Origin of the sequence: Lachnoanaerobaculum saburreum DSM 3986 (assembly GCF_000185385.1) — a bacterium.
GTDB classification, from domain to species: domain Bacteria; phylum Bacillota; class Clostridia; order Lachnospirales; family Lachnospiraceae; genus Lachnoanaerobaculum; species Lachnoanaerobaculum saburreum.
Genome location: NZ_GL622296.1, coordinates 292,381 through 315,137 on the forward strand (window position 1 = coordinate 292,381; position 22,757 = coordinate 315,137).

20 protein-coding genes are annotated in these 22,757 nt (G+C 36.4%); 15 read left to right on the plus strand and 5 right to left on the minus strand.

The window, feature by feature from the left end; translation table 11 throughout:
• Nucleotides 1–3 precede the first annotated feature (3 nt).
• Entirely contained in the window at nucleotides 4–270 is a 267-nt protein-coding gene (rpsT, locus tag HMPREF0381_RS01420; protein WP_008750073.1) for a 30S ribosomal protein S20, read from the minus strand.
• A 316-nt stretch (nucleotides 271–586) separates the two neighbouring features.
• On the opposite strand from rpsT, the gene HMPREF0381_RS01425 reads away from it, so the two are divergent.
• The 14 genes from HMPREF0381_RS01425 (at nucleotide 587) to HMPREF0381_RS01490 (ending at nucleotide 16,466) form a co-directional block, all read left to right on the plus strand.
• Nucleotides 587–1,009: an Hsp20/alpha crystallin family protein gene (locus HMPREF0381_RS01425; protein ID WP_008750074.1), complete on the plus strand. Its 423-nt coding sequence runs from the start codon at nucleotides 587–589 to the stop codon at nucleotides 1,007–1,009.
• A gap of 145 nt (nucleotides 1,010–1,154) precedes the next feature.
• Nucleotides 1,155–2,162 (plus strand): aspartate--ammonia ligase, encoded by a 1,008-nt coding sequence (gene asnA, locus HMPREF0381_RS01430; protein ID WP_008750075.1) that lies wholly within the window; start codon nucleotides 1,155–1,157, stop codon nucleotides 2,160–2,162.
• Nucleotides 2,163–2,225: 63 nt separating this feature from the next.
• Nucleotides 2,226–2,534 carry a septum formation initiator family protein gene (locus HMPREF0381_RS01435; protein ID WP_008750076.1) on the plus strand — a complete coding sequence of 103 codons (309 nt, stop codon included), beginning with the start codon at nucleotides 2,226–2,228 and terminating at the stop codon, nucleotides 2,532–2,534.
• 1 nt (nucleotide 2,535) lies between these two features.
• Complete coding sequence (tilS, locus tag HMPREF0381_RS01440) at nucleotides 2,536–4,023, plus strand: tRNA lysidine(34) synthetase TilS (RefSeq protein ID WP_008750077.1); 1,488 nt, start codon at nucleotides 2,536–2,538, stop codon at nucleotides 4,021–4,023.
• An 18-nt stretch (nucleotides 4,024–4,041) separates the two neighbouring features.
• Complete coding sequence (gene hpt, locus HMPREF0381_RS01445; protein ID WP_008750078.1) at nucleotides 4,042–4,572, plus strand: hypoxanthine phosphoribosyltransferase; 531 nt, start codon at nucleotides 4,042–4,044, stop codon at nucleotides 4,570–4,572.
• An 11-nt stretch (nucleotides 4,573–4,583) separates the two neighbouring features.
• Complete coding sequence (gene ftsH / locus HMPREF0381_RS01450; protein ID WP_008750079.1) at nucleotides 4,584–6,410, plus strand: ATP-dependent zinc metalloprotease FtsH; 1,827 nt, start codon at nucleotides 4,584–4,586, stop codon at nucleotides 6,408–6,410.
• Nucleotides 6,411–8,432, plus strand: coding sequence for a glycoside hydrolase family 13 protein (locus tag HMPREF0381_RS01455; RefSeq protein ID WP_008750080.1), 2,022 nt, complete (start codon nucleotides 6,411–6,413; stop codon nucleotides 8,430–8,432).
• 19 nt (nucleotides 8,433–8,451) lie between these two features.
• Nucleotides 8,452–9,819, plus strand: a complete 1,368-nt coding sequence (locus tag HMPREF0381_RS01460) for an MATE family efflux transporter (protein WP_040461614.1) — start codon at nucleotides 8,452–8,454, stop codon at nucleotides 9,817–9,819.
• Between the two features lies 1 nt (nucleotide 9,820).
• Complete coding sequence (locus tag HMPREF0381_RS01465) at nucleotides 9,821–10,798, plus strand: dipeptidase (protein WP_008750082.1); 978 nt, start codon at nucleotides 9,821–9,823, stop codon at nucleotides 10,796–10,798.
• Nucleotides 10,795–10,974, plus strand: a complete 180-nt coding sequence (locus tag HMPREF0381_RS01470) for a hypothetical protein (protein WP_008750083.1) — start codon at nucleotides 10,795–10,797, stop codon at nucleotides 10,972–10,974. Before HMPREF0381_RS01465 ends, HMPREF0381_RS01470 begins: the two co-directional genes overlap by 4 nt.
• Nucleotides 10,974–11,840: a DegV family protein gene (locus HMPREF0381_RS01475; protein WP_008750084.1), complete on the plus strand. Its 867-nt coding sequence runs from the start codon at nucleotides 10,974–10,976 to the stop codon at nucleotides 11,838–11,840. The genes HMPREF0381_RS01470 and HMPREF0381_RS01475 overlap by 1 nt, the downstream gene beginning before the upstream one ends.
• A 2-nt stretch (nucleotides 11,841–11,842) precedes the next feature.
• Entirely contained in the window at nucleotides 11,843–13,303 is a 1,461-nt protein-coding gene (locus tag HMPREF0381_RS01480; protein ID WP_008750085.1) for a sensor histidine kinase, read from the plus strand.
• Nucleotides 13,300–14,226, plus strand: a complete 927-nt coding sequence (locus HMPREF0381_RS01485; RefSeq protein ID WP_008750086.1) for a GerMN domain-containing protein — start codon at nucleotides 13,300–13,302, stop codon at nucleotides 14,224–14,226. Before HMPREF0381_RS01480 ends, HMPREF0381_RS01485 begins: the two co-directional genes overlap by 4 nt.
• The gene (locus HMPREF0381_RS01490) at nucleotides 14,226–16,466 is read left to right on the plus strand and encodes a DNA internalization-related competence protein ComEC/Rec2 (RefSeq protein WP_008750087.1); all 2,241 of its coding nucleotides are present in this window, start codon (nucleotides 14,226–14,228) and stop codon (nucleotides 16,464–16,466) included. The genes HMPREF0381_RS01485 and HMPREF0381_RS01490 overlap by 1 nt, the downstream gene beginning before the upstream one ends.
• Before the next feature lie 372 nt (nucleotides 16,467–16,838).
• Here HMPREF0381_RS01490 and HMPREF0381_RS01495 read toward each other — a convergent pair whose 3' ends face one another.
• The 4 genes from HMPREF0381_RS01495 to HMPREF0381_RS01510 form a co-directional block, all read right to left on the minus strand.
• Entirely contained in the window at nucleotides 16,839–17,213 is a 375-nt protein-coding gene (locus tag HMPREF0381_RS01495; protein WP_242824377.1) for a hypothetical protein, read from the minus strand.
• 643 nt (nucleotides 17,214–17,856) lie between these two features.
• Nucleotides 17,857–18,261, minus strand: coding sequence for a hypothetical protein (locus tag HMPREF0381_RS01500; RefSeq protein ID WP_008750089.1), 405 nt, complete (start codon nucleotides 18,259–18,261; stop codon nucleotides 17,857–17,859).
• Between the two features lie 696 nt (nucleotides 18,262–18,957).
• Nucleotides 18,958–20,007, minus strand: coding sequence for a DNA cytosine methyltransferase (locus HMPREF0381_RS01505; protein WP_008750091.1), 1,050 nt, complete (start codon nucleotides 20,005–20,007; stop codon nucleotides 18,958–18,960).
• Nucleotides 20,007–20,336, minus strand: a complete 330-nt coding sequence (locus HMPREF0381_RS01510; RefSeq protein ID WP_008750092.1) for a helix-turn-helix domain-containing protein — start codon at nucleotides 20,334–20,336, stop codon at nucleotides 20,007–20,009. Before HMPREF0381_RS01510 ends, HMPREF0381_RS01505 begins: the two co-directional genes overlap by 1 nt.
• A gap of 707 nt (nucleotides 20,337–21,043) precedes the next feature.
• Here HMPREF0381_RS01510 and HMPREF0381_RS01515 point away from each other — a divergent pair.
• Nucleotides 21,044–22,543, plus strand: a complete 1,500-nt coding sequence (locus tag HMPREF0381_RS01515; RefSeq protein ID WP_040461017.1) for a hypothetical protein — start codon at nucleotides 21,044–21,046, stop codon at nucleotides 22,541–22,543.
• Nucleotides 22,544–22,757 lie beyond the last annotated feature (214 nt).

Sequence of the window (22,757 nt, forward strand, 5' to 3'; positions counted from 1 at the left end):
ATTTTATGCGTTGATACTATCAACAGCCTTTGAAAGTCTGGCAACCTTACGAGAAGCATTGTTCTTGTGGTATACACCTTTTGATGCCGCTTTTGTAATTTCAACAACGGCATTCTTAAGGTTGGCCTGTGCAAGTTGCTTATCACTTGCCGCAACGGCACTCTCAACTTTCTTAATAGCAGTCTTCACTTTTGATCTGATTGCCTTATTTCTCTCTGTTCTTACTAAAGTAACTTTAATTCTCTTCTTTGCGGATTTGATATTAGCCACATTTACCTCCAATAAATAAATAACTTTTTGTTTTATGAAAGTTAAACTTTCAAAAGTTTAGTTTATATTGAAGCCTGGACACGGACAGTTCAATCTAAACGCAAACATAATTTTAGGATATTCTAAGTGTAATGTCAAGGTGTAAGGGAAGATTAAAATTTAAAATTTTTAAAAAAAATTAGCACTCACCTATTGACATTGCTAATAGCATATGTTATATTACTGATATAACAAATAGGACATAGATAACAGTTAAATGTATCTTATATATCCTGTTTGAGTAAATAATATAAACAATTTAAAAGGAGATATAGATATGTTATTACCAAGGAGAAGTTACAGTTTATTTGATGAGTTTTTTGACAACAATTTTTGGGGCAAAGGATTTGATAAGTTTGAGGCTCCAAGTATGAAGACCGATGTTAAGGAAGTTGATGGAAATTATGAGCTTAGTGTAGAGCTTCCAGGATTTAATAAGGAAGAGATTACAGCAAGCCTTAAGGACGGTTATCTTACAATCAGTGCAAAGCATGAAGAGAGTGATGATAAGAAGGATGAAAATGATAAATACATCCGCAGAGAGAGAAGATTCGGTTCATGTGAAAGAAGTTTCTTTGTAGGAGAAGCCATCACAGAGGATGATATAAAGGGTTCATACAACAACGGTATATTGAAGCTTACATTGCCGAAAGAAAAGGAGAGCCTGCCACAGGCTCCAAAGACAATAGCAATAGAATAATTAAAAATCAAATGATTTTGACTGCCACGAAAGTGGCAGTTTTTTTATGTTAAAGTATAAAAATGCATCTTGTATATTATCATACTTAGTGTTATCATGTCTATTTTAAAGAAATATTAATTTAGGTTCGGAACGGAGGTTTTTTATGGCATTGATTTTACCGGAGGGTTATGACCCGATATTAAGTGTGAGACAGACTCAGGAGGCAATAAAGTACATCAGAGATACTTTCCAAAAAGAATTTGGGAAAGAAATGAATTTGGAGAGAGTTTCCGCACCGCTGTTTGTATCAAAGTCAAGCGGTTTGAATGATAACTTAAACGGTGTTGAGCGTCCTGTATCATTTGATATCTTAAATATACCGAATGAGGAGTATGAAGTGGTTCAGTCACTTGCAAAGTGGAAGAGAATGGCACTTGGTGAGTACAATTTTGCTCCGGGTGAGGGACTTTACACAAATATGAATGCCATAAGAAGAGATGAGGAACTTGACAATCTACATTCATGCTATGTAGACCAGTGGGACTGGGAGAAGGTAATAAGAAAAGAAGACAGAACTATTGAAGTTTTGGAAGAAACAGTAAAAATTATCTTTAAGGTAATCAAGCATATGGAACATGAAGTTTGGTATAAGTATCCACAAGCGGTAAAGCATCTGCCTGACGATATTTTCTTTATCACATCTGAAGAACTTAGAAAGATGTATCAGGATAAGGAGCCGAAAGAAAGAGAGAATCTTATAACAAAGGAGCATGGCTGTGTCTTTGTAGAAAAGATAGGTGGAGTTCTTGGGGACGGCAAACCACATGACGGAAGAGCACCTGACTATGACGATTGGGAATTGAACGGAGATATTCTCTTCTGGTTTGAAAACCTTAACTGTGCACTTGAGATTTCAAGTATGGGTATCAGAGTAGATGAAGCCGCTATGGAATCACAGCTAAAAAAGGCAAATGCTTTAGACAGGAAAAATTTGCCTTTCCACAAGTCCTTACTTGCAGGTGAGCTGCCATATACTATAGGCGGAGGTATCGGACAGAGCAGACTTTGTATGCTTCTGTTAAATAAGGCTCATGTAGGTGAAGTACAGTCAAGTGTATGGCCGGCAGATATGATAGAGGCTTGCAAAAAGAATAAAATAATACTATTATAGAGGTATCGGATTGCAAAACATAAATTATTCAGCATTCTTGTATCAGCTTATAAGGGGAATTTTATGGCAAGAAAAAAGAAAAAAAACAAGGGAATATTAGAAAATAAACTTTCTATTGCTTTTGTTACAACAGTAGTGTTGGCTATGGCAATTGCCCTTGGAGTGAAGGTAAACAGTATAAAAAAAGAGCTGGCAAGTAGAGAAGCATATAATCAAAAAGTGGTTGAAAAACTTGACAGTGAAGAACAAAGAGCAAAAAAGCTTGAAGAACAAAGAAAATATGTTCAGACAGACAGCTATATAATAGAAATGGCAAGGGAGAAACTTGGTTTGGTTTTTCCGAACGAGATTGCTATAAAGGCAGAAAAATAATATGTTGAATATAGATACATTGAGTCATTTCATAAAGGACAACAATTTAATCGAAAAAGAAGACAGGATAGTACTTGGTGTAAGTGGCGGAGCAGATTCCATTTGTCTGTTGCATACACTGAATGAGTTAAAAAAAGCCTTAGAAATAAGGCTTTTTGTTGTACATATAAATCATGGCATCAGAGGTGAGGAGGCAAGCCGTGATGAAAACTATGTAAGAGAGTTTTGTAAAAAACTTAATGTAGAGTTCTTTTCATTTCACTACAGTATTCCAAAAGTAGCGGATATGTTAAAAATAAGCGAGGAAGAAGCCGGAAGAAAGGCAAGGTATGATTCCTTTGAAAATGTTTCAAAGGATATAAGTAAGATAGAAAAAATAGATATTTCTAAAATTAAGATTGCCGTTGCTCACAATAAAAATGATACTGCGGAGACTATGCTGCATAATCTCACAAGAGGAAGCGGAATATCGGGACTTAAAGGTATACTTGCAAAAAACGGAAGAATAATAAGACCGTTGCTTTCGTTTACAAGAGATGAGATAGAAGAATATCTGGATAAGAATAAAATTAAATATATGACTGACAGTACAAATCTGGAAAACGAATATACCAGAAATATATTAAGAAATAAGGTCTTTCCGATATTAGCCGAGCATGTAAATAATAATGTAATCAATAACTTTTATAAAAGCGCTATGGTTGCGAATGAAGCGGACAGGTATTTTGAGGATTCGGCTCAAAAATTTTGTGAAAAAAACTTGAAAAATACCAACAAGTCGGGGTATAGGCTGAATAAAAGTAAGCTGATGAAAAATCCGCATATTTTGGGCACATATATTATAAGGTATGCACTAAAAGAGATATTAAAAGAGAAAAATTCCGGTATCAAGGATATAGGAATGGTGCATATAGAGGATATATGGCAATTGGCTAAAAGCGAGACCGGTAAAAGATTGGATTTGAAATATGATATAAGGGTATATAATGATTATGAACATCTAAGGTTTGTGGAAAGCGATGAAGAAAAAGAGAATGAAAGCAATTTACCCGAAATAAGGTACAGTGTTTTCAGTGATTTTAACATGAGAGATATACCGGGTGAGGGTAATATAAAGTGGCTTGATTTTGACAAAGTCCTTAGAGATATAGTAAAATATACCGGTAGGTCCTTATGTGTAAACAGTACTGTGGGCAAGGACAATATTTTAAAATTTATAGAAGAAAATATCAAAGTCAGAGAATGTTGGAGTAGTGACTTTATCCGGATAAAGAGCGGTAAAAAGGCGATAAAAAAGCTTTTCACAGATGAAAAGATACCTGCAAGTATCAGAAAAAAGCATATACTGCTTGCAATCGGCTCTGAAGTGATATGGATATTCAAAGGAGATGATTCACTTGATTACACTGTGGGACTTGACAGGATCAGTGAACTTTACAAAGTGGATTTATATACAAACAAAGTTTTGAAAATAGAGGTAATAAAATAGAAGTATTAGGAGATTAATATGAAAGAGAAAGTGGATATATTGATATCTGAGAATGAAATCCATAATAGAATCTTGGAGATTGCAGATAGAATCAATAAGGACTATGAGGGTGAAGAACTTACACTTATATGTGTCTTAAAGGGCGGTGTCATGTTTATGTGTGATCTGGCAAGGAGACTGAATTTAAGTGTAAGACTTGATTTTATGAGTGTATCAAGCTACGGTTCAGAGACAAAGAGTTCCGGAGTTGTAAAGATAATAAAGGATTTGGACGACAGCATAGACGGAAAGAATGTACTTGTAGTAGAGGATATTATTGACTCCGGAAATACATTGTCATATCTGATAGATATATTAAAAAAGAGAGGTCCGAAGTCTATCAAATTATGCACACTGCTTGACAAGCCTTCAAGAAGAGAGAAAAAGGATGTATTTGTAGATTATGTATGTTTTGAAATAGAGGACAGGTTTGTTGTGGGATATGGACTTGATTATGACCAAAGATATAGGAACTTACCGTATATCGGAGTTATGGAACTCTCAGACTAGATTGGAGCAAGATGAAAAGAGTAGATAATCCGGTAAGAATGTTTTTCTTACTATTTGTTGTAGCACTTGTAGTTTGGCTTATTTTTAACATGGGTAATCAGTTCAGCACTGTAAAACTGGATTCAAAGCAGTTTGAAAAAGTGGTTGAAGAAAACAATATTTCATTGGTAGAGATAAGACAGAATTCACAGACTCCTACAGGTGAGGCTATCATTCACTTTAACGGTCAGGAACAATTTAAAAAGGCTGAGGTGCATTACTTTGTATCTGATGTAAATGAGTTTACAAAGGAACTTAAAGTAAAAAACATTACATATATACTGGATGATGTTCCGAGAGACAGCGTATTCACCAATACCATATTGCCGATAGGGTTGACTGCGGTCATGATAATATTCTTTATGATGTATATGAACAGCAGAATGGCGGCAGGCGGCAGTGCCGGCGGCAATAAGATGATGAACTTCGGAAAAAGCAGGGCAAAGATTGTAAAGTCAACTAATGTGAACTTTACAAAGGTGGCAGGACTTGAAGAAGAGAAGGAAGAACTTGCGGAGGTGGTAGACTTTTTAAAAGACCCGGGTAAATATACAAGACTTGGTGCAAGAATCCCTAAAGGAATAATCCTTGTAGGACCTCCCGGAACAGGAAAGACACTTTTGGCAAAGGCGGTGGCAGGAGAGGCGGGAGTTCCGTTTTTTACAATATCAGGTTCCGACTTTGTAGAGATGTTTGTAGGTGTAGGTGCAAGCAGAGTAAGAGACCTCTTTGAGGATGCCAAGAAGAATGCACCATGTATTATATTTATAGACGAGATAGATGCGGTAGGCAGAAGAAGAGGTTCCGGACTTGGCGGAAGCCATGATGAGAGGGAGCAGACTTTAAATCAGCTTCTTGTAGAGATGGACGGCTTTGCAGGCAATCAGGGTATTATAGTGATGGCGGCTACAAACAGAGTGGACATACTTGACCCGGCATTACTCAGACCGGGAAGATTTGACAGAAAAGTGGCAGTAGGCAGACCGGATGTGGCTGCCAGAGAGGCAATCTTAAGGATACATGTTGCATCAAAGCCTTTGGGTGATGATGTGGATTTACATTCAGTAGCAAGACAGACTTCCGGATTTACAGGTGCAGACCTTGAAAATCTGATGAATGAGGCGGCAATACTTTCTGCAAGAGAGGGCAAGGTGTTTATATCGGCTGATGATATAAATAAGGCATTTATAAAAGTGGGAATAGGTACCGAGAAAAAATCAAGGATAGTAAGTGAGAAGGAAAAGTCAATCACTGCATATCATGAGGCGGGGCATGCCATACTGTTTAGAGAGCTGGAGGGCGTAGGACCTGTACACACCATTTCCATTATACCTACAGGCGTGAGTGCCGCAGGATATACTATGCCGCTACCCGGTGAGGATCAGATATTTAATACCAAATCAAAGATGCTGAATGATATCATGGTCAGCCTTGGAGGAAGAATAGCGGAAGAAATCATCTTTGGAGATATTACAACAGGTGCAAGCTCGGATATAAAGCAGGCAACCGGTGTAGCAAGAGCAATGGTGATGGAATTCGGTATGAACGAGAGAGCGGGACTTGTAAATTATGGCAATGAAGGCGATGAGATTTTTATAGGAAGGGACTTCGGTCAGACAAAATCATATAGTGAAGCGACTGCAAATATGATAGATGAGGAAGTCAGAAATATTATTAATGACTGCCATAAAAAAGCAAAGGAGATAATATTGAAGAGAAAATATGTACTTGATGCATGTGCGGCTCTTCTTATAGAAAAAGAAAAAATAGGTTTTGAAGAATTTGAGGCATTGTTTTAGATGAATATTGAAGGTATTTTTAGTGATGAAACAATTGAGTATGTATCAATGCAAAGCCTTAAGAATAGACAGAATATAAGAATACAGATAAGAATTTTTAAGGATGATAAGCCGGATATTATATTGGTAGATCACCGTGACGGTAGTGAGGTAGTGATGTCAAAGCTCAGGTCAAGTGAGCACTTTGACTTCTACTATGCGGATTTGGAGGACAGAGATTATTTAAAATATTATTTTAAAATAATTGACGGTAAAAACACTTTATTTTTTACGAGATTCGGCATCACAGACTATTTAAAAGAAGATGCATTATTTGAATACAACAAAAACTTTACTTTGCCGGATTGGGCAAAGGGTGCTTTGATGTATCAGATATTTATAGACAGGTTCAACCGCGGGGATGAGACAAATGATGTTGTAGATGATGAATATATCTATATAGGTTTGCCTGTAAAGCATAAGGAGAATTGGAATGAGTATCCTTCAAACTTTGATGTGGGGTACTTCTATGGCGGAGACTTGGCAGGAGTTTTGCAAAAATTGGACTACTTAAGGGACTTTGGGGTTGAGGTGATTTACTTTAACCCTCTCTTTGTATCGCCTTCCAATCACAAGTATGACACACAGGACTATGACTATATTGACCCGCATATAGGTGTGATAGTGGAGGATGCCGACGGAGTGCTTGGAGAATATGATACTGACAATAAGAACGCCGTTAAGTATGTAAAGAGGGTTACAAGTAAGAAAAACCTTGAGGCAAGTAATGAGTTGTTTATAAAGCTTGTAGAAGAAGCACATAAGAGAAATATTAAAGTTATAATTGACGGTGTGTTCAATCACTGCGGCTCATTTAACAAGTGGATGGACAAAGAAGGTATATATAAAAGAGCGGATGACAAATATCCTATAGGTGCGTACTGGTCAAAGGAAAGTGAGTTCAGGTCATATTTCAACTTTATCGGAGATGAATATGACGGATGGTGGGGGCATGATACTCTGCCTAAACTTTACTATGAGAACAGTAAAAAACTTGTAGATGAGGTGCTTAATATAGCAAAAAAATGGGTGTCACCGCCTTTTAATGTAGACGGATGGAGGCTGGATGTTGCGGCGGATTTGGGCTACAGCCATGAGTTTAATCATATATTCTGGTCTATGTTCAGAGGGGCGGTAAAGAGCGCCAACAATGATGCGGTGATTCTTGCAGAGCATTACGGGGATCCGAGCTTTTGGCTGGACGGCAAGTGTTGGGACGGTGTAATGAACTATGACGGTTTTATGGAGCCGGTAAGCTGGTTTTTGACCGGACTTGAAAAGCATTCAGACAGAGAGGATATGAATTTAAAAGGAAATGCGGACGCGTTCTTTCTTATGTTAAAAAATGCACTGGGAAAGATGCCGTATGATTCAATACTGGTATCAATGATTCAACTTTCAAACCATGATCACTCCAGATTTCTTACAAGAACCAACGGCATTGTTGGAAGAATAAACAGCCATAAGTCTGAGGATGCAGAAAGCGGTGTAAAACTTGAAGTTATGAGACAGGCTATAATGATGCAGATAACTCTTCCGGGAGCCCCTACCGTTTACTATGGGGATGAGGTAGGAGTGTGCGGTTTTACAGATCCGGACAACAGGAGAACATATCCATGGGGTAATGAAAATCTTGAGCTTTTAGAGTATCACAGATATGTGAATAAATGGCATAGAATCAGAAAAGAATTGAAAACAGGTTCGCTGATAAGACTTATATCGACCGGAGGAGTAGTATGCTATGCCAGAGTTTTAAAGGACAATATCTCGGTTGTTATCATTAATGCCGGAGAATATACCGCAAAAACAGATATTCCGCTGTATTTGACCGGAATGAGAGACAATGCGGTTATAAGCAGGGTAATCTATACAAATAAGGTCGGCTACAATGTGGGCAGAGTGACATATATTAATGACAACGGATATTTAAACTTCGAAATAGAACCGCATTCAGGATATTTACTGGTGAGTGAAAACTTATAAAAGGCTGCAGGTAGACCATATGTTACAGGATAATAAAAAATATATCGGAAAAATGTTTAGTAATAAGGACTTAAAGATACTTATAGTTCCTCTTATTATAGAACAGTTTTTGGCAATTACAGTAGGAATGTCGGATACTGTAATGGTAAGCTTTGCAGGTGAGGCGGCGGTATCAGGAGTATCACTTGTTGATATGGTAAACAATGTAATAATATCACTGCTGGCTGCACTTGCTACAGGCGGTGCAGTGGTGATCAGCCAGTTTATAGGAGCAAAAAAGCATGAGGATGCATGTATGGCTGCGGCACAGCTTGAACTTATGGCATTTTCAGTTGCACTTTTTATATCGATATTTACTATAATATTTGCACATCCGCTGATATCTTTTCTATTTGGAAATATAGACAATGAGGTGTTTGCCGCATGTAAGAAGTATCTTATAATAACCGCAATAAGTTTTCCGATGCTTGCAATATATAATTCGGGTGCCGCCATATACAGAAGTATAGGAGATTCCAAGACTTCTATGAAGGTAAGTATACTTATGAATGTAATAAATGTTGTAGGCAATTATATAGGTGTATTTAAGTTGCATCTTGGAGTAGCGGGAGTAGCTATACCAAGTGTGGTATCCAGAGGAGTGGCTGCCGTAGTTGTAACTTTGCTTGCATCCAATAATAAGAATGCACTTGTTTATTTAAAGATAAAGGAAGTCTTCAGTGTACAGATGAACTTTATGAGAAGGATTCTCTACATAGGTATACCTTCAGGTATAGAAAATTCATTATTTCAGGTAGGAAGGGTGGCGGTTGTCTCTATTATCTCAAACTTCGGCAGGACTCAGATAGCCGCCAATGCCATTGCCAACAATATAGACGGTCTTGGTGTAAATATGGGCAATGCACTTAGTATCGCTATGATAACTGTAATAGGGCGCTGTGTAGGTGCCGGTAATTATAAAGAAGCAAGGTATTATGTAAAGAAACTTATGTTTATAGGATACTTGGCGATTTTGATACCGGCTGTGGTTATTTTTATTTTCCAAAATATATTTATTTCAATATATAATGTATCTGATGCTACAAAGGAACTTACTGCAATATTGGTATGGATACATATGGGTGTTGCCATATTTATATGGCCGCTAAGTTTTATATTGCCGAATGCATTAAGGGCAGGAAGCGATGTTAAGTTTACAATGAGCGTAAGCCTCTTTTCAATGGCAGTATTCAGATTCGGTACATCACTGTTTATAGCCAAGGTATTTAAAATAGGAGCTATAGGCGTGTGGTGTGCAATGATAATAGATTGGGTTTTCAGATCATCCAACTTCGTATACAGGTTTGTATCCGGAAAGTGGTGGCATAAGGACTTAAAAAAGGAGTAGTATGACAGCAGATTTACATTGTGATACAATAAGTGAAATATATAGAAAAAAACTCACTCTGAAAGAAAACAACCTGATGATTGATATAAAGAAACTGAAAAACTCAAATGTGATTTTGCAGTGCTTTGCAATGTTTACCTGTATTTCAGATATCTCTGCACCATATAAGTATGTAAACAGTCTGATAGATTTATATGAAGAAGAGATAAAGAAAAATCAAAGTGAGATTGATTTTGCAAAAAGTTATGATGATATTTTAAAGAATATTGATAATAAAAAGATATCAGCCTTTTTGACAATTGAAGAGGGAGAGGCAATAGAGGGAAGTATAGAGAAGCTTGAGAATTTCTATAAAAGAGGCGTTAGAATGATGACCCTCACATGGAACTTTGAAAACTCTATCGGTTTTGGAAATAAGAGAATAACTGAAAACGGTGAATTTGTAAGATATGTTCCGGATTTGGATAACGGATTAAAGCCTTTCGGTTTTGAAGTTGTAGAAAAGATGGAAGAACTGGGAATGATTATAGATGTTTCACATCTGTCGGATGCCGGAATTTATGATATAATAGATATGGCAAAGAAGCCTTTTGTTGCAAGTCATTCAAATGCCAGAGCGGTTTGCAACCATGTAAGAAATCTTACAGATGAGATGATAAAAAAGATGGCGGACAGAGGTTGTATAGCCGGACTTAATTTTTATCCTGAATTTTTATCGGGGGATTTTTCAAACAGAGAGAAAAAAGCTTATATAGAGGATGCCGTTGAGATGTTAAAGTATATGGTAAAAGTCGGGGGAGGTGAGTTTGCAGCACTCGGTTCGGACTATGACGGCTTTGACGGTACTCTTGAGTGGAAGGATGCTTCAGGAACAGAGAGTTTGATTGATGCAATGGAAAGAGAGGGGTTTAGCCAAAGTCTTATTGAAAATATAACATATAAAAATGCATTGAGGGTAATAAAAGAAGTGGTAAAATGATTAGATTTATAATACTTATTTTTATACTTGCAGCTGTATGTGCCGTTTATGTACTGCATGCAAAGATGGAAGAAAATGAGGCAAAAAACGGCAATAGAAGCGGCGAAAAAATCATAGATGATATGATAAAAAATAATGTAATAGATGAAATAGCAAAGGGTAAGGATAAGGGCTAATGAGTACAGCAGTTGTATTAGACAGTAATTGCGGTTTGACCAAAGAAGAGGCAAAAAAATATGGGTTGTATATTTTACCGATGCCGTTTATGATTGACGGCAAAGAATACTTGGACGGTATAGATATAACATATGACGAGTTTTTGAAAAAACAGGAAAGCGGTGCAGATATAGTTACTTCACAGCCGTCTCCGGAAAATGTAATGAGTCTTTGGGATGAACTTTTAAAGACATATGATGATATAATACATATACCTATGACATCCGGACTTTCAGGCTCATGTGATACGGCTACTATGCTTGCAAGTGAGGACGAATATTTAGGCAGGGTTTTTGTGGTAGATAATAAGAGAATATCAATCACACAGATAAGTGCCGGACTTGACGCACTTAACTTGCTTGATGCAGGATTTACCCCTGATAAAATAAAAGAGAAGCTTGAAGCCGATGCTTGTAAGTCGGGTATTTATGTAGTTGTCAGTGATATAAAATATTTGAAAAAGGGAGGCAGAATAACGCCTATGGCGGCCGCACTTGCCTCGTTTTTAAAGATAAAGCCGGTGCTTCAGCTCCATGAAGGAAAAATTGATGCATATGCAAAGGCAAGGACATTTAAGCAGGCAAAGCAGATAATGGTAGATGCAATAAAAAAGGATTTACGTGAAAGACTTTTTGACCCTATGTGTAAGGATTCAAGAATAATGATAGCACAGTATGGAGGTCTTGATTTTGCAAAAGAGTTTGCTACGGAGTTGGAGGCGGAGTTCGGTAAGGTGGATATAGTGAATCTGTCACTTTCCGTTGCTACACATATAGGCCCCGGAACAGTGGCTATAGCTGTTGCAAGAAAGATAAGTATAGATTAAATATGGATGCGGAAAAGAAAAAATTTGAGCTTAGACTGCCGCCTGTAAGCTTGAAAGTGCTTCTTACAATAGTATTTATAATGTTCGGTACTATGCCTATTTATATATACGGAAGGATTGTAAGTCGTACCAATCTTTCTTCAAGGATTGATGCCAGAAAAATAGAGTTGCAGACAAAGGGACTTATGCTTAGCAATAAGTTGACCAGAGGTAATTTTTTAGAAGATCCGAAAGAGAGAGAAAGCCTTAATTCAGAGATAGATACGGTAGCGGAAATCTATGGCGGCAGAATAGTTGTTATAGACAGGTCATATAATACTATTGTAGACACTTTCAATCTGGCAAACGGAAAGATAAATATTGCACCTGAGATAATAGATACCTTTAACGGCACGAATACAAATATCTATAACAGACAAAAATCATATATCTTGCAGACAATGCCCATATATGAGACTATTGACAATAAAGAGATAAACGGTGTTTTACTGTTTATCGCATCTACCGACAATCTGGTTGCAGTAGCGGAGGGAGTGGGCAATACCGAGCGGTTTTTATATATTACACTGACTGCGATAGTTGTAGTACTGTCTGTGGTAATAGCAAATCGACTGCTTAGACCGCTGATAAAGCTTAGAGATGATATAGCAAGTATCGGATACGGAAAGATTGATCAAAAGCTGGAACATAATGAGTATAAGCTTACAAAGTCTATATCTGAGAATATCAAAACAACACTAGCAAAGCTTCAGGCAATAGATAAGTCAAGAGATGAGTTTGTGGCAAATGTGTCACATGAGTTAAAGACACCTATCACATCAATAAGAGTTTTGGCGGATTCATTGATGGGTATGGAAAATGTACCGAACGGGATGTATGCGGAGTTTATGCATGATATTTCAGATGAAATAGACAGAGAGGCAAAGATAATAGATGACCTTTTGTCACTTGTAAAACTTGACAAGGCCGCCAATACACTTGTGACCGAGCAGGTTGATATCAATCAGCTTATAAAGCAGATATTAAAACGCCTAAGACCTATAGCGGATAAAAGAGATATTGAGCTGACATTTGAAACTGTCAGAGAAGTGAGTGCAGATGTGGACGAGACCAAGCTTTCACTTGCTGTTAACAATCTGATAGAAAATGCTGTCAAGTATAATAAGGACGGCGGTTTTGTAAAGGTAAGTATTGATGAGGATCACAAGTTCTTCTATATTCAGGTAAAGGATTCGGGAGACGGTATTGCACCGGAGTATCAGGATCTTATCTTTGAAAGATTTTATCGTATCGACAAGGCAAGATCAAGACAAACAGGCGGTACAGGACTTGGGCTTGCAATTACCAGAAATGTAGTACATCTACATGACGGAATTATAAAGGTGTCCAGTAAAGAAGGCGAGGGGACAACATTCACAGTCAGAATTCCTCTAAATCATGTAAAAAGGAGGGATAAAAAGTGAAAAATAAAATTTTACTTTTTTTGATGATAGTATTTTCCTTTACTCTCACAGCCTGTAAGAAAAAAGAAGAAAGACCTCTTTCAGAAAACGAGTACTATGTCTACTATATAAATACTGCAACGGATAAACTGGTTGAAAACAGATATACAGCTTCACTTCCAAGTAATGATATGGACGGTTTGGTAGATGAACTGATGTCACAGTTTTTGAAGGTACCTGATGATCTTGAGGCATTAAGTGCATTACCTGACAAAGTGACCTATCAAGGTTTTGATAGAGACGGCAATATACTGTATCTAAACTTTGATACCAATTATCAGGGAATGGATATCAGCAGAGAGGTACTTGCAAGAGCGGCTTTGGCAAAGACTTTGACACAGATAGACGGAATAGATTATATAAGTATCCGTTGTGGAGATCAGCCGCTGTTTAATGCACTGGGAGAGAATGTCGGACTGATAAGTTCAAGCAATTTTATAAACAGCATATCAAATGTAAACAGCTTTGAAAAAGCTACACTGACACTGTATTTTTCTGATGATGCAGGTACAAAGCTGGTAGCTGAGACCAGAGATATATTCTATGATATGAATACCTCAAAGGAAAAACTTATTGTAGATGAGCTTATGAAAGGTCCGAAGACAGCAGGGCTTAAGGCAACTATCCCGAGTGATACAAAGGTTATCAGTGTCACTGTAAATGAGGGTATATGTTATGTAAATTTTGATGAAGGCTTTTTAAATGCATTGCCTGATGTGCTGGACAGTATTACAATATATTCAATAGTAGATTCACTTTCAGAACTGCCGAATATAACACGTGTGCAGATATTGGTAAACGGAAAATCTGATAAAAATTATAATTCGATTTCTTTAGGAACTTCTGTAGAGAGAAATCTTGACTATGTAAAAGAGGAAAAATAATGAGAAGACCATGTATACTTATAGTAACGGCCTGTTTGCTTGGAGAGCTTTTGGGGTATTATATAAGTATACTGAAACTTGGGGTGATTTGTGTCATCCCGGTTTCGGTCTGTTTTATATTGGTATTCAAAAAAGCAATTCAAATTAAAAAAATATATATTCTGATATTCTTTATTGTATTCAGTATTTTCACGCTTAGAATCAAGTATGAAATCCGGTTTGAAAAAGAATTTGTATCACAGAATATGAACAATGTAAAAGAAAATAGCGGTATTTGCGGAAATATAAAAAGTATCAGCTTTAAGGATGACAGAGTGATTTTTACATCAAAAGGTATGATATATTATCTTGATGCAGATAAGTTTGATGGAGATATTCATATAGGCAATAAGGTGTGCTTTTATGGAAAGGCGGAGCAGATAAGTTCAGGCAGCAATCCCGGAGAGTTAGATGCAAAAAGCTACTATAGAACAAAAAGTATATACTGTAAAATGGCAGTGAAAAAGTATACTGTTGTGGATAAAAGCTATGATTTTGCAGGTCAGTTTTTCTTTAATCTGAGGCAATATCTGATAAGAAGAATAGACAGTATCTTTGATAGTAAAAATGCAGGACTTATAAAGGCGATTATACTTGGTGTAAGAGCCGACCTTGACAGAGATGTTTATAAAATGTATCAAAAAAACGGGATTGCACATCTGCTGGCTATTTCAGGTCTTCATGTGTCACTGCTTGGAATAGGACTTTATAAGCTTTTAAGGAAAGTATTGCAAAGAAGCTTTTTATTTTCGGCAAGTTTTTCAAGTATATTCCTACTGTTTTACGGGCTTTTGGTAGGTGACGGTGTAAGTATTGCAAGAGCAGGGTCTATGCTTGTACTTTATTTTATTGCAGAAGTGCTTGGAAGAAGTTATTGTCTTATATCAGCCCTTTGTATCAGTGCAACGGCTATATGTTTGATGTCTCCGTTTGAAGTTTTTGGAGTCGGCTTTCAACTTTCTTTTGGGGCGGTACTTAGTTTGGGTGGAGTGCTGGCATTTGTACTGAAGAAGTTGAAAAAAGCAAAGAAAAGCTGTAGTGAAAAAATTTTTGAAATTATACTTGTAAGTGTCGGAGTTCAGGTTTTGACCTTACCTTTGGTTTTATACTATTTTTACAGTTTTCCGGTATATGCATTTTTATTAAATATCGTGGCGATACCGCTGATGAGCTTTGTACTGTACTCTGCAATATTATCACTGGTGCTGAATATGATGAGTTTGTTTTTGTATAAGTATATCGGCTTAATAGCAGTGTGTATTCTAAACTTCTATGAGTTTATCTGTACTGCGGCAAGTCATTTACCGTATCATAGGATTGTTTTCGGCAGACCGGAGTTTACACAGATTTTAATTTATTATACTGTCTTGGCGATAGTTGCAACTTTGTCAATATTTAAGCGAAAAAGGGTTATTTTGCTGCTTTGTATTCCGTCTGTTTTTATTTTATTTCCGTTTTTTAAAAATGATGAGGTGGTTTATTTGGACGTAGGTCAGGGAGACGGTATCTATATGCATGTTGATGATATGGATATTTTGATAGATTGCGGCAGTACATCGAAGCTTTCACTGGGGGAGTATACTATGGAACCGTTTTTATTATATAAGGGTGTGGATGATATTGAAATGTCCTTTGTCACACATTCAGATATTGATCATATAAGCGGGGTATTGTATCTGCTTGACAGTGATATAAGGATTAAAAATTTGTATTTGCCGTATCAGGCAATGAATGATGATTCATATGATGAATTAAAACAAAAGGCGATAAACAGCGGAACTAATGTGATGTATCTAAGCAGAGGAGACCATTTAAAACTGGGGCATCTAAAGATTGACTGTCTGTGGCCTGATAAGAGCCCTAAGGAAAATGTGAATGAGCAGAGCCAGACCTTTATTATAGAAGCTTTTGATAAAAGACTGTTGTTTACAGGGGATATAGGCAAGGGGAGTGAGGAGAGTATTCTAAAATATGGGAATATCGGAAAGGTTGATATATTAAAGGTGGCACATCATGGCTCAAAGAATTCTTCTCTAAAAGCCTTTATTGAGAATGTAAGTCCGACCTATGCCGTGATATCATATGGAAAAAACAATCACTACGGTCATCCAAGCCCTAAAACTTTGGATACCTTGAGAGAAAAAGGTTGTATTATCTATGAAACGGCAAAGATGGGGGCAATAGAGGTGAAGCTTAGGTGAAGGAAAGTACACAAACATATGATATTATATTGATGAATTTGATACTGTATGATTGTACGGTTCAAGTTATCTATTCTTTAAAGATTGGCAAAAAAAGACGATAGATGGTTTTCTGTCGTCTTATATCTTTAATACTTGATTCCATATTTGCAAAAACCTATAACTAAGGCAAAAGTAGTAAATAGTATAATCTCTGACTTCATAACAAATATGGAATAACTTTTTTAATTAGTAAAGGATGCTACAAACCAAGAATTCCTCTCAATTTATAGCACTAAATAATGCCATGTCTACTTATACTTTGATAGAATACCTGTACATAAACATATAACCGAACCTGCTGTTAAATAAAAATCTTAAATCAAAGACTTCTTATAGCATCATTATTGTCCTTCCTTCTGATAATAAATATTGTAACCTTTCTTTACATACATTTTGCTGACTTCTGCTTTCCAATGCTATTACAATTATAGGTAAAATCATAATTATAATACCAAGCACCGTTCCCCACCCCAAAGCTCCGCCGGATCTTCTTGCTATATCTAAGTATATTTTATATAGGCAAACGAAAAAATAGAGCATAAGCAAAATTGCACATATAAACTCAGGAAATACTGTATATTCTATCTTGCATCCGCTCTCCTGTTCTTCTATGCTGCCCTTCACATAACATAATCCTATATGCCTAAATCCGCTTTTTTTCCCATGTACTATCATTTGAAATTTTTTATCTTCCGATATTTTCACAAAAGAAAATTTATCAAACATTTTTAATATTTCTTTCCTTTTTTTATTAGTTATACATGAACCCCTTACTGTAAATCCTATCATAAACATTTATTCTCTCTATATAAACACTGCTTTATTAAAAATATTATTACCTGTTCTAAATAATAAGTCAATACTGTTGATAACACGGATACAAAAAATTCGGTTGGCAGAGTTACCAACAAAAACCCTGCCAACAAAATCAATCATAAATAAAATCAAAAAAATTTTCGGTACTTTTATAATGGAAATATAATATCCATGTACAGTAATGTATACACTGTTTTTTATAGGTTTCGAACGAATACATCCTTGCTTTATGTAGGTCAGATTTCTGGAGAAATTCATATTGATTGAATTTTTGAGACCAAATACACCTTATTGGTGCAGGAATCCTAAGTTAAATGTAATCAGATCAATACACGGGGATGAGCTATGGGGATTTAACCTATTTAAAATATGTACCATAAGGTGTACATGAAAAGTTATAGAATTATAATGGAGCTTTAAACTCTGTAACTTTATCCTTATCCAATGCCTCATTAGCTTGATGCTTGTCCATCAAAAATACACTCTAATAAATACAAGGTGATAATTGTTAACCGAGCAATAATAAATTGAATTATAATTTTTCAAGCATAATGTCTACTGGTGAGGTAAATGTAACTCGGACAGAATCACCAACTTGCGCATTGATTTGTGAATACCAATAACCAAGTGCCATTAGGTTTTTATCACCTGCAAATTGTTTAGCGTACGGATCCCCAGCATTGGAGCAACCTTCTGAACGAAGTATACCAGTAAATAGTCCATCAGATGAAGTGGCATTAAAAATGTTTTTTCCAAGAATATCAGTTCTATGAGTATAATTACCATTGAATAATTGTAAACTGCGGGCTATGTGTCTAGGTATTTTTAAGTAACCTTCTTTATAGCGAAGTCCACGACTTCCAGTAAAACGAAATGTTCCCCATTCTAATTGTGCTTGGTTTAATTCAACTGTAAATGTATCACCTGTATTGGCCATGATTTGTTCTCCTTTTCTTAAGCGTAACCTAAATTATTCATTGCATAACTGCATCTGTGGATAAAAGCCACATAATTACTGAATTTATAAAGTATTCTTACTTTCTACTAAAAAGTGAATGGAAAAAGAACCTCTTTCTTGATATGTAAAAAACAATGTCAAGGAAAGAAAATCCTCATATACCAATTCTAAACACTATTTTGCTTGAAAGCAATAAGAAAATAAAAATAAATTTTAACTTTGAAAACATAGCGTTACTTTACACGGGTATTATAAAAGTACCGAAAATTTTTTTGATTTCATTATGATTGATTCGGTTGGCAGGGTTTCAGTTGATAAATTTTACCAACTGAATTTTTTGTATCTGAGTTATCAACAGAATTCATCTATATTCTTCCTATATGAAGCGATGTAACCATTATTTGTGGATGGTCGTGCAGGATTCGTCTTTGAAAACAATTCATTACAAAGAGTTATCTAAAGGACAAATGGTCTTTTCCGTCAAATTCTCATAAATCCAACATTTCTGCTATAATCATCTCATGAAGCGAGGTGTAAACATGAATCATATAGCTGGTAAGAACGAACAGCTTTTAACCTTACAAGAAACATTATGTAAGGAAAACAAGATACTTTATGTATAGATAACATGAAAATGGACAAGTTTTATAATCCTAATCTTGTCCATTTTCACTATTAATTAATATTTGATTCGATAGAATTATATGTAATACCTGCGAAACAGTTAAGAATTGCCTCGAATATTATCTTAGCACCATTACATGGTACGGCCATACCAATCTGCTTGCGAACATTTTCTTTAGTTCCAATAAATTTATATGTATCTGGAAAAGTTTGTAGGCGAGCACGTTCACGATTGGTCAGAGCTCGAGGTTCTGCCCAGTGGTATATATGAGTACCACCACCACCACTACCAGTTACAGTGTAAGATGGCTTATTGGGATCAAGGCGTTTATAGATTTGGCTGATTTTTGCACCTTTCACATTTAAGCGTAAATCTTCTGGTAATTCAGCAGTAAAAGCATTTTGACCAGGTTTTATATAATTTAACCTTCTAACAACTTGATCCGATTGTTTTGTGAACTCATTATTAAAAGCATCTTGAGGGATGGGAGGGTTTTCAATAGCATTTCTACAAGTATTATTAAGGTGAGTAAAAGGAGCAGGGGAAGGAACATTAAATTTAACAGATATATCATTTCTTATACCAACAATTATGATTCGATGTCTTGTCTGAGGAATACCGTAGTCCTCAAATTTATATAAATGAGGAGTGACAGTATAACCGACAGTATGTAGCTCTTCTAAAATTTTAGTAAACGCATGACCGTTATTTGCACTTTTTAAACCACCAACATTTTCGGCAAGAAACCACATAGGCTTAAATTTTTTTAAGGCCTTAACTCCATAGGTATAAAGTGAGCCAAAAGTTCCATCCATTCCTTTTTGCTCACCTACAACGCTGTAATCATTACAGGGAAAACCAAAAGCAAGAGCATCAATGGGAGCAAGTTGTGACATATCGAAAGTTCTAATATCCGCATGATAAACAGTTTCTGGTGCATTAGGGCATATGTTATAACGGTAAGTTTTACATGTGGATTCATCATAGTCATTTGCCCATTGATGTATAATACGATAGTTTGGATTATTTATGGATGCATTAATTGCGCCCCATCCAATACCGCCGGGACCACAGAATAACTCGCCTAATCTAAATATCATTATTGTATCCCCTTTTCTGTTAATTGGTTTATTAGTCCTTGTATTGAAGCAATAGCTTCATCTGTCAAAAGCTCGGAATTATCAAAAAATACAGTTTTTCTTTTAATATCTTCATCATCTAAATATCCGTATGCTTTATATAGCTCGATAAGGTCAATTCCATAAAAATTAGCTAAAACTTTTAATTGTGATGCATGTGGATATTTTGTTGCCCCTTCTTCTATACGTCGAATAGTAGAATCTCCAACACCTGTTTTTGCATAAACAGCTTTAACTCCAAGTTTAAGCTGTTTGCGAAATGATTTCAAATATTTTCCTGGATCATTCATTTCATCCTCCTTTTTATTGAGTATACTATATTTGCTGCTGAATTACAATAGTTTATAATATTTGCTGCATTAAGCAGCAAATATTATAATAGAAGTCTATTACTATATATAAATAGTGATTAAAAAAATATTGTAATGAGGTTGATTATTAAATAGAACTTTCCCAACTGATAAGACTATATAAAGGTCTATGTTTCTCATTGGAGAAGGTATTTTTGATGGCTGATGCAGGTTATACCACCGTGTAATCAGCATAGTTCTGTACGCTCAGATCTATTGTAACTTAAAAAATGTCGACACAAATGGTGTAAAAATCCTTATATAGAGGTGTTTATATGTCGATATCACAGGACATTTTGTTCTCAATCGGAGTTGTGTCACATATAGTCTAACTGGTTGGGCAAGTACTAATTAAGAGAGAAAGAATTAGTTATAGAATAGAAGAAATGGTAAATAGAGGTATTTTTAAAAACTGTAGATCTATGTTCAAATTAATTGTTGAATGTCACAAGTCTTTAGAACGTATTTAAACTTACAGGTAAACAGTTGAGCAACTTTTAGATAAAATTATTTTATAAAAAAATTTCTCCCTCCCCCCATTTTTTTCATTTCCTTTCCCGAATACTATATTATCGGCGAAAAACATATTGAACAGAGCCGAAGAAAATAATGATTTATATGGGCAAAGCCCGAAAGGAGAAAATATTATGTTTAAGAAAAAACTTATTGCAGCAGGAATGACAGCGTTTGCTATTACAACTATGGCAGGAATCACAGCATTGGCATCACAGGAATTTGGAAATCAGAATATGCCGGTAAGAAATATGCAGAATCAAAACTTTGGAGAATCTTTTAATAAAGGTTTTGAAAGAGGCGGACTTTTTAACGGCGGCAATATAGGTCAGGGAATGATGAATAGTGGAGCTTTTGATCAAAGCAACATACCTTCGGATATGCCACAGAATAAAAATAGCACAGAAGACTTCAATGATTTTGAAAATAGTTTAAGTGATACAGATAATGACAAGTCAGGTAAGCGCCCGGCATTTGGCGGAGTTGATAACCAGTCAACTGAAAGACCTGCATTTGGAGAAACAGATAACCAGTCAGGTGAGCAACCAACATTTGGAACAGAGGACAATAAGTCAGGTAACAGACCGTCACTTGGAAGGAAGTCTGACGAAGAGGCTATGAAAGAGGGTAATCCTACACCGGAACTTCCTGAGGGTGTTACAGTTGAAATTTTTTCAAATGAAAATGAAGCAAATAAGGGTATGAAAACAGACAACCAGTCAGGTAAGCGCCCTGAATTTGGAGTAGCAGATAACCAGTCAGGTGAACGCCCTGAACTTGGAGTAGCTGACAACCAGTCAGGTAAGCGCCCAGCATTTGAAGGAAGTAACAACCAGTCAACTGAAAGACCTGCATTTGAAGGAAGTAACAACCAGTCAACTGAAAGACCAACATTTGGAACAGGGGATAATCAGTCAGGCAACAGACCGTCACTTGGAAGAAAGTCTGACGAAGAGGCTATGAAGGAGGAAAATCCTACACCGGAGCTTCCTGAGGGTGTTACCATGGAAAGTACGGGAATAGAAAATATGAATAATTCTGCTTTTGGATTGGGCGGTATGATGGAGCAGGGCTTTTCTGCCGGAAACAGTTCTCAGTATTTCGGTATGAACCAAAATGCAAGGGACGAACAAAGTTACAATGCAGCAGAAGACTCCGGTATTTCAGCATACAGACCGGCGTTTGCAGGAAGTGATAATCAGTCAACTGATCAACCAATATTTGAAGAACCTGATAATAACCAGTTAAGCGAACGCCCGGAATTTGAGGGAGCTGACAACCAGTCAGGTAAGCGCCCGGAATTTGGCGGAGCTGACAACCAGTCAGGTGAACGCCTGGAATTTGGCGGAGTTGATAACCAGTCAACTGAGAGACCTACATTTGGCGGAGTTGACAATCAGTCAGGTGAGCGCCCTGAATTTGGAGGTGGTAACAACCAGTCAACTGAAAGACCTGCATTTGAAGGTGGTAACAACCAGTCAGATGATAGACCAACATTTGGAACAGGGGATAATCAGTCAGGCAACAGACCTTCACTTGGAAGAAAGTCAGATGAAGAGGCTATGAAGGAGGGTAATCCTACACCGGAGCTTCCTGAGGGTGTTACTGCAGACGATGCCGGTATAGGAGCTTAATTTCTGCTTATTTTCTACATATTGACGATTTAATAATTTTAAAGTAATATTTTATTCATTATAAAACATTGCTCATTGTATAGCCCCGTGCTGCTGTGAAACGGTTTTGTACGGGTGCTATGTTTGATATTTATATTGACCGGATATTGTCCGTTTACATAGATTAAATGAAAAGCACTTGCTTTATCATTTATTTTACAGTACTTTATCAGAA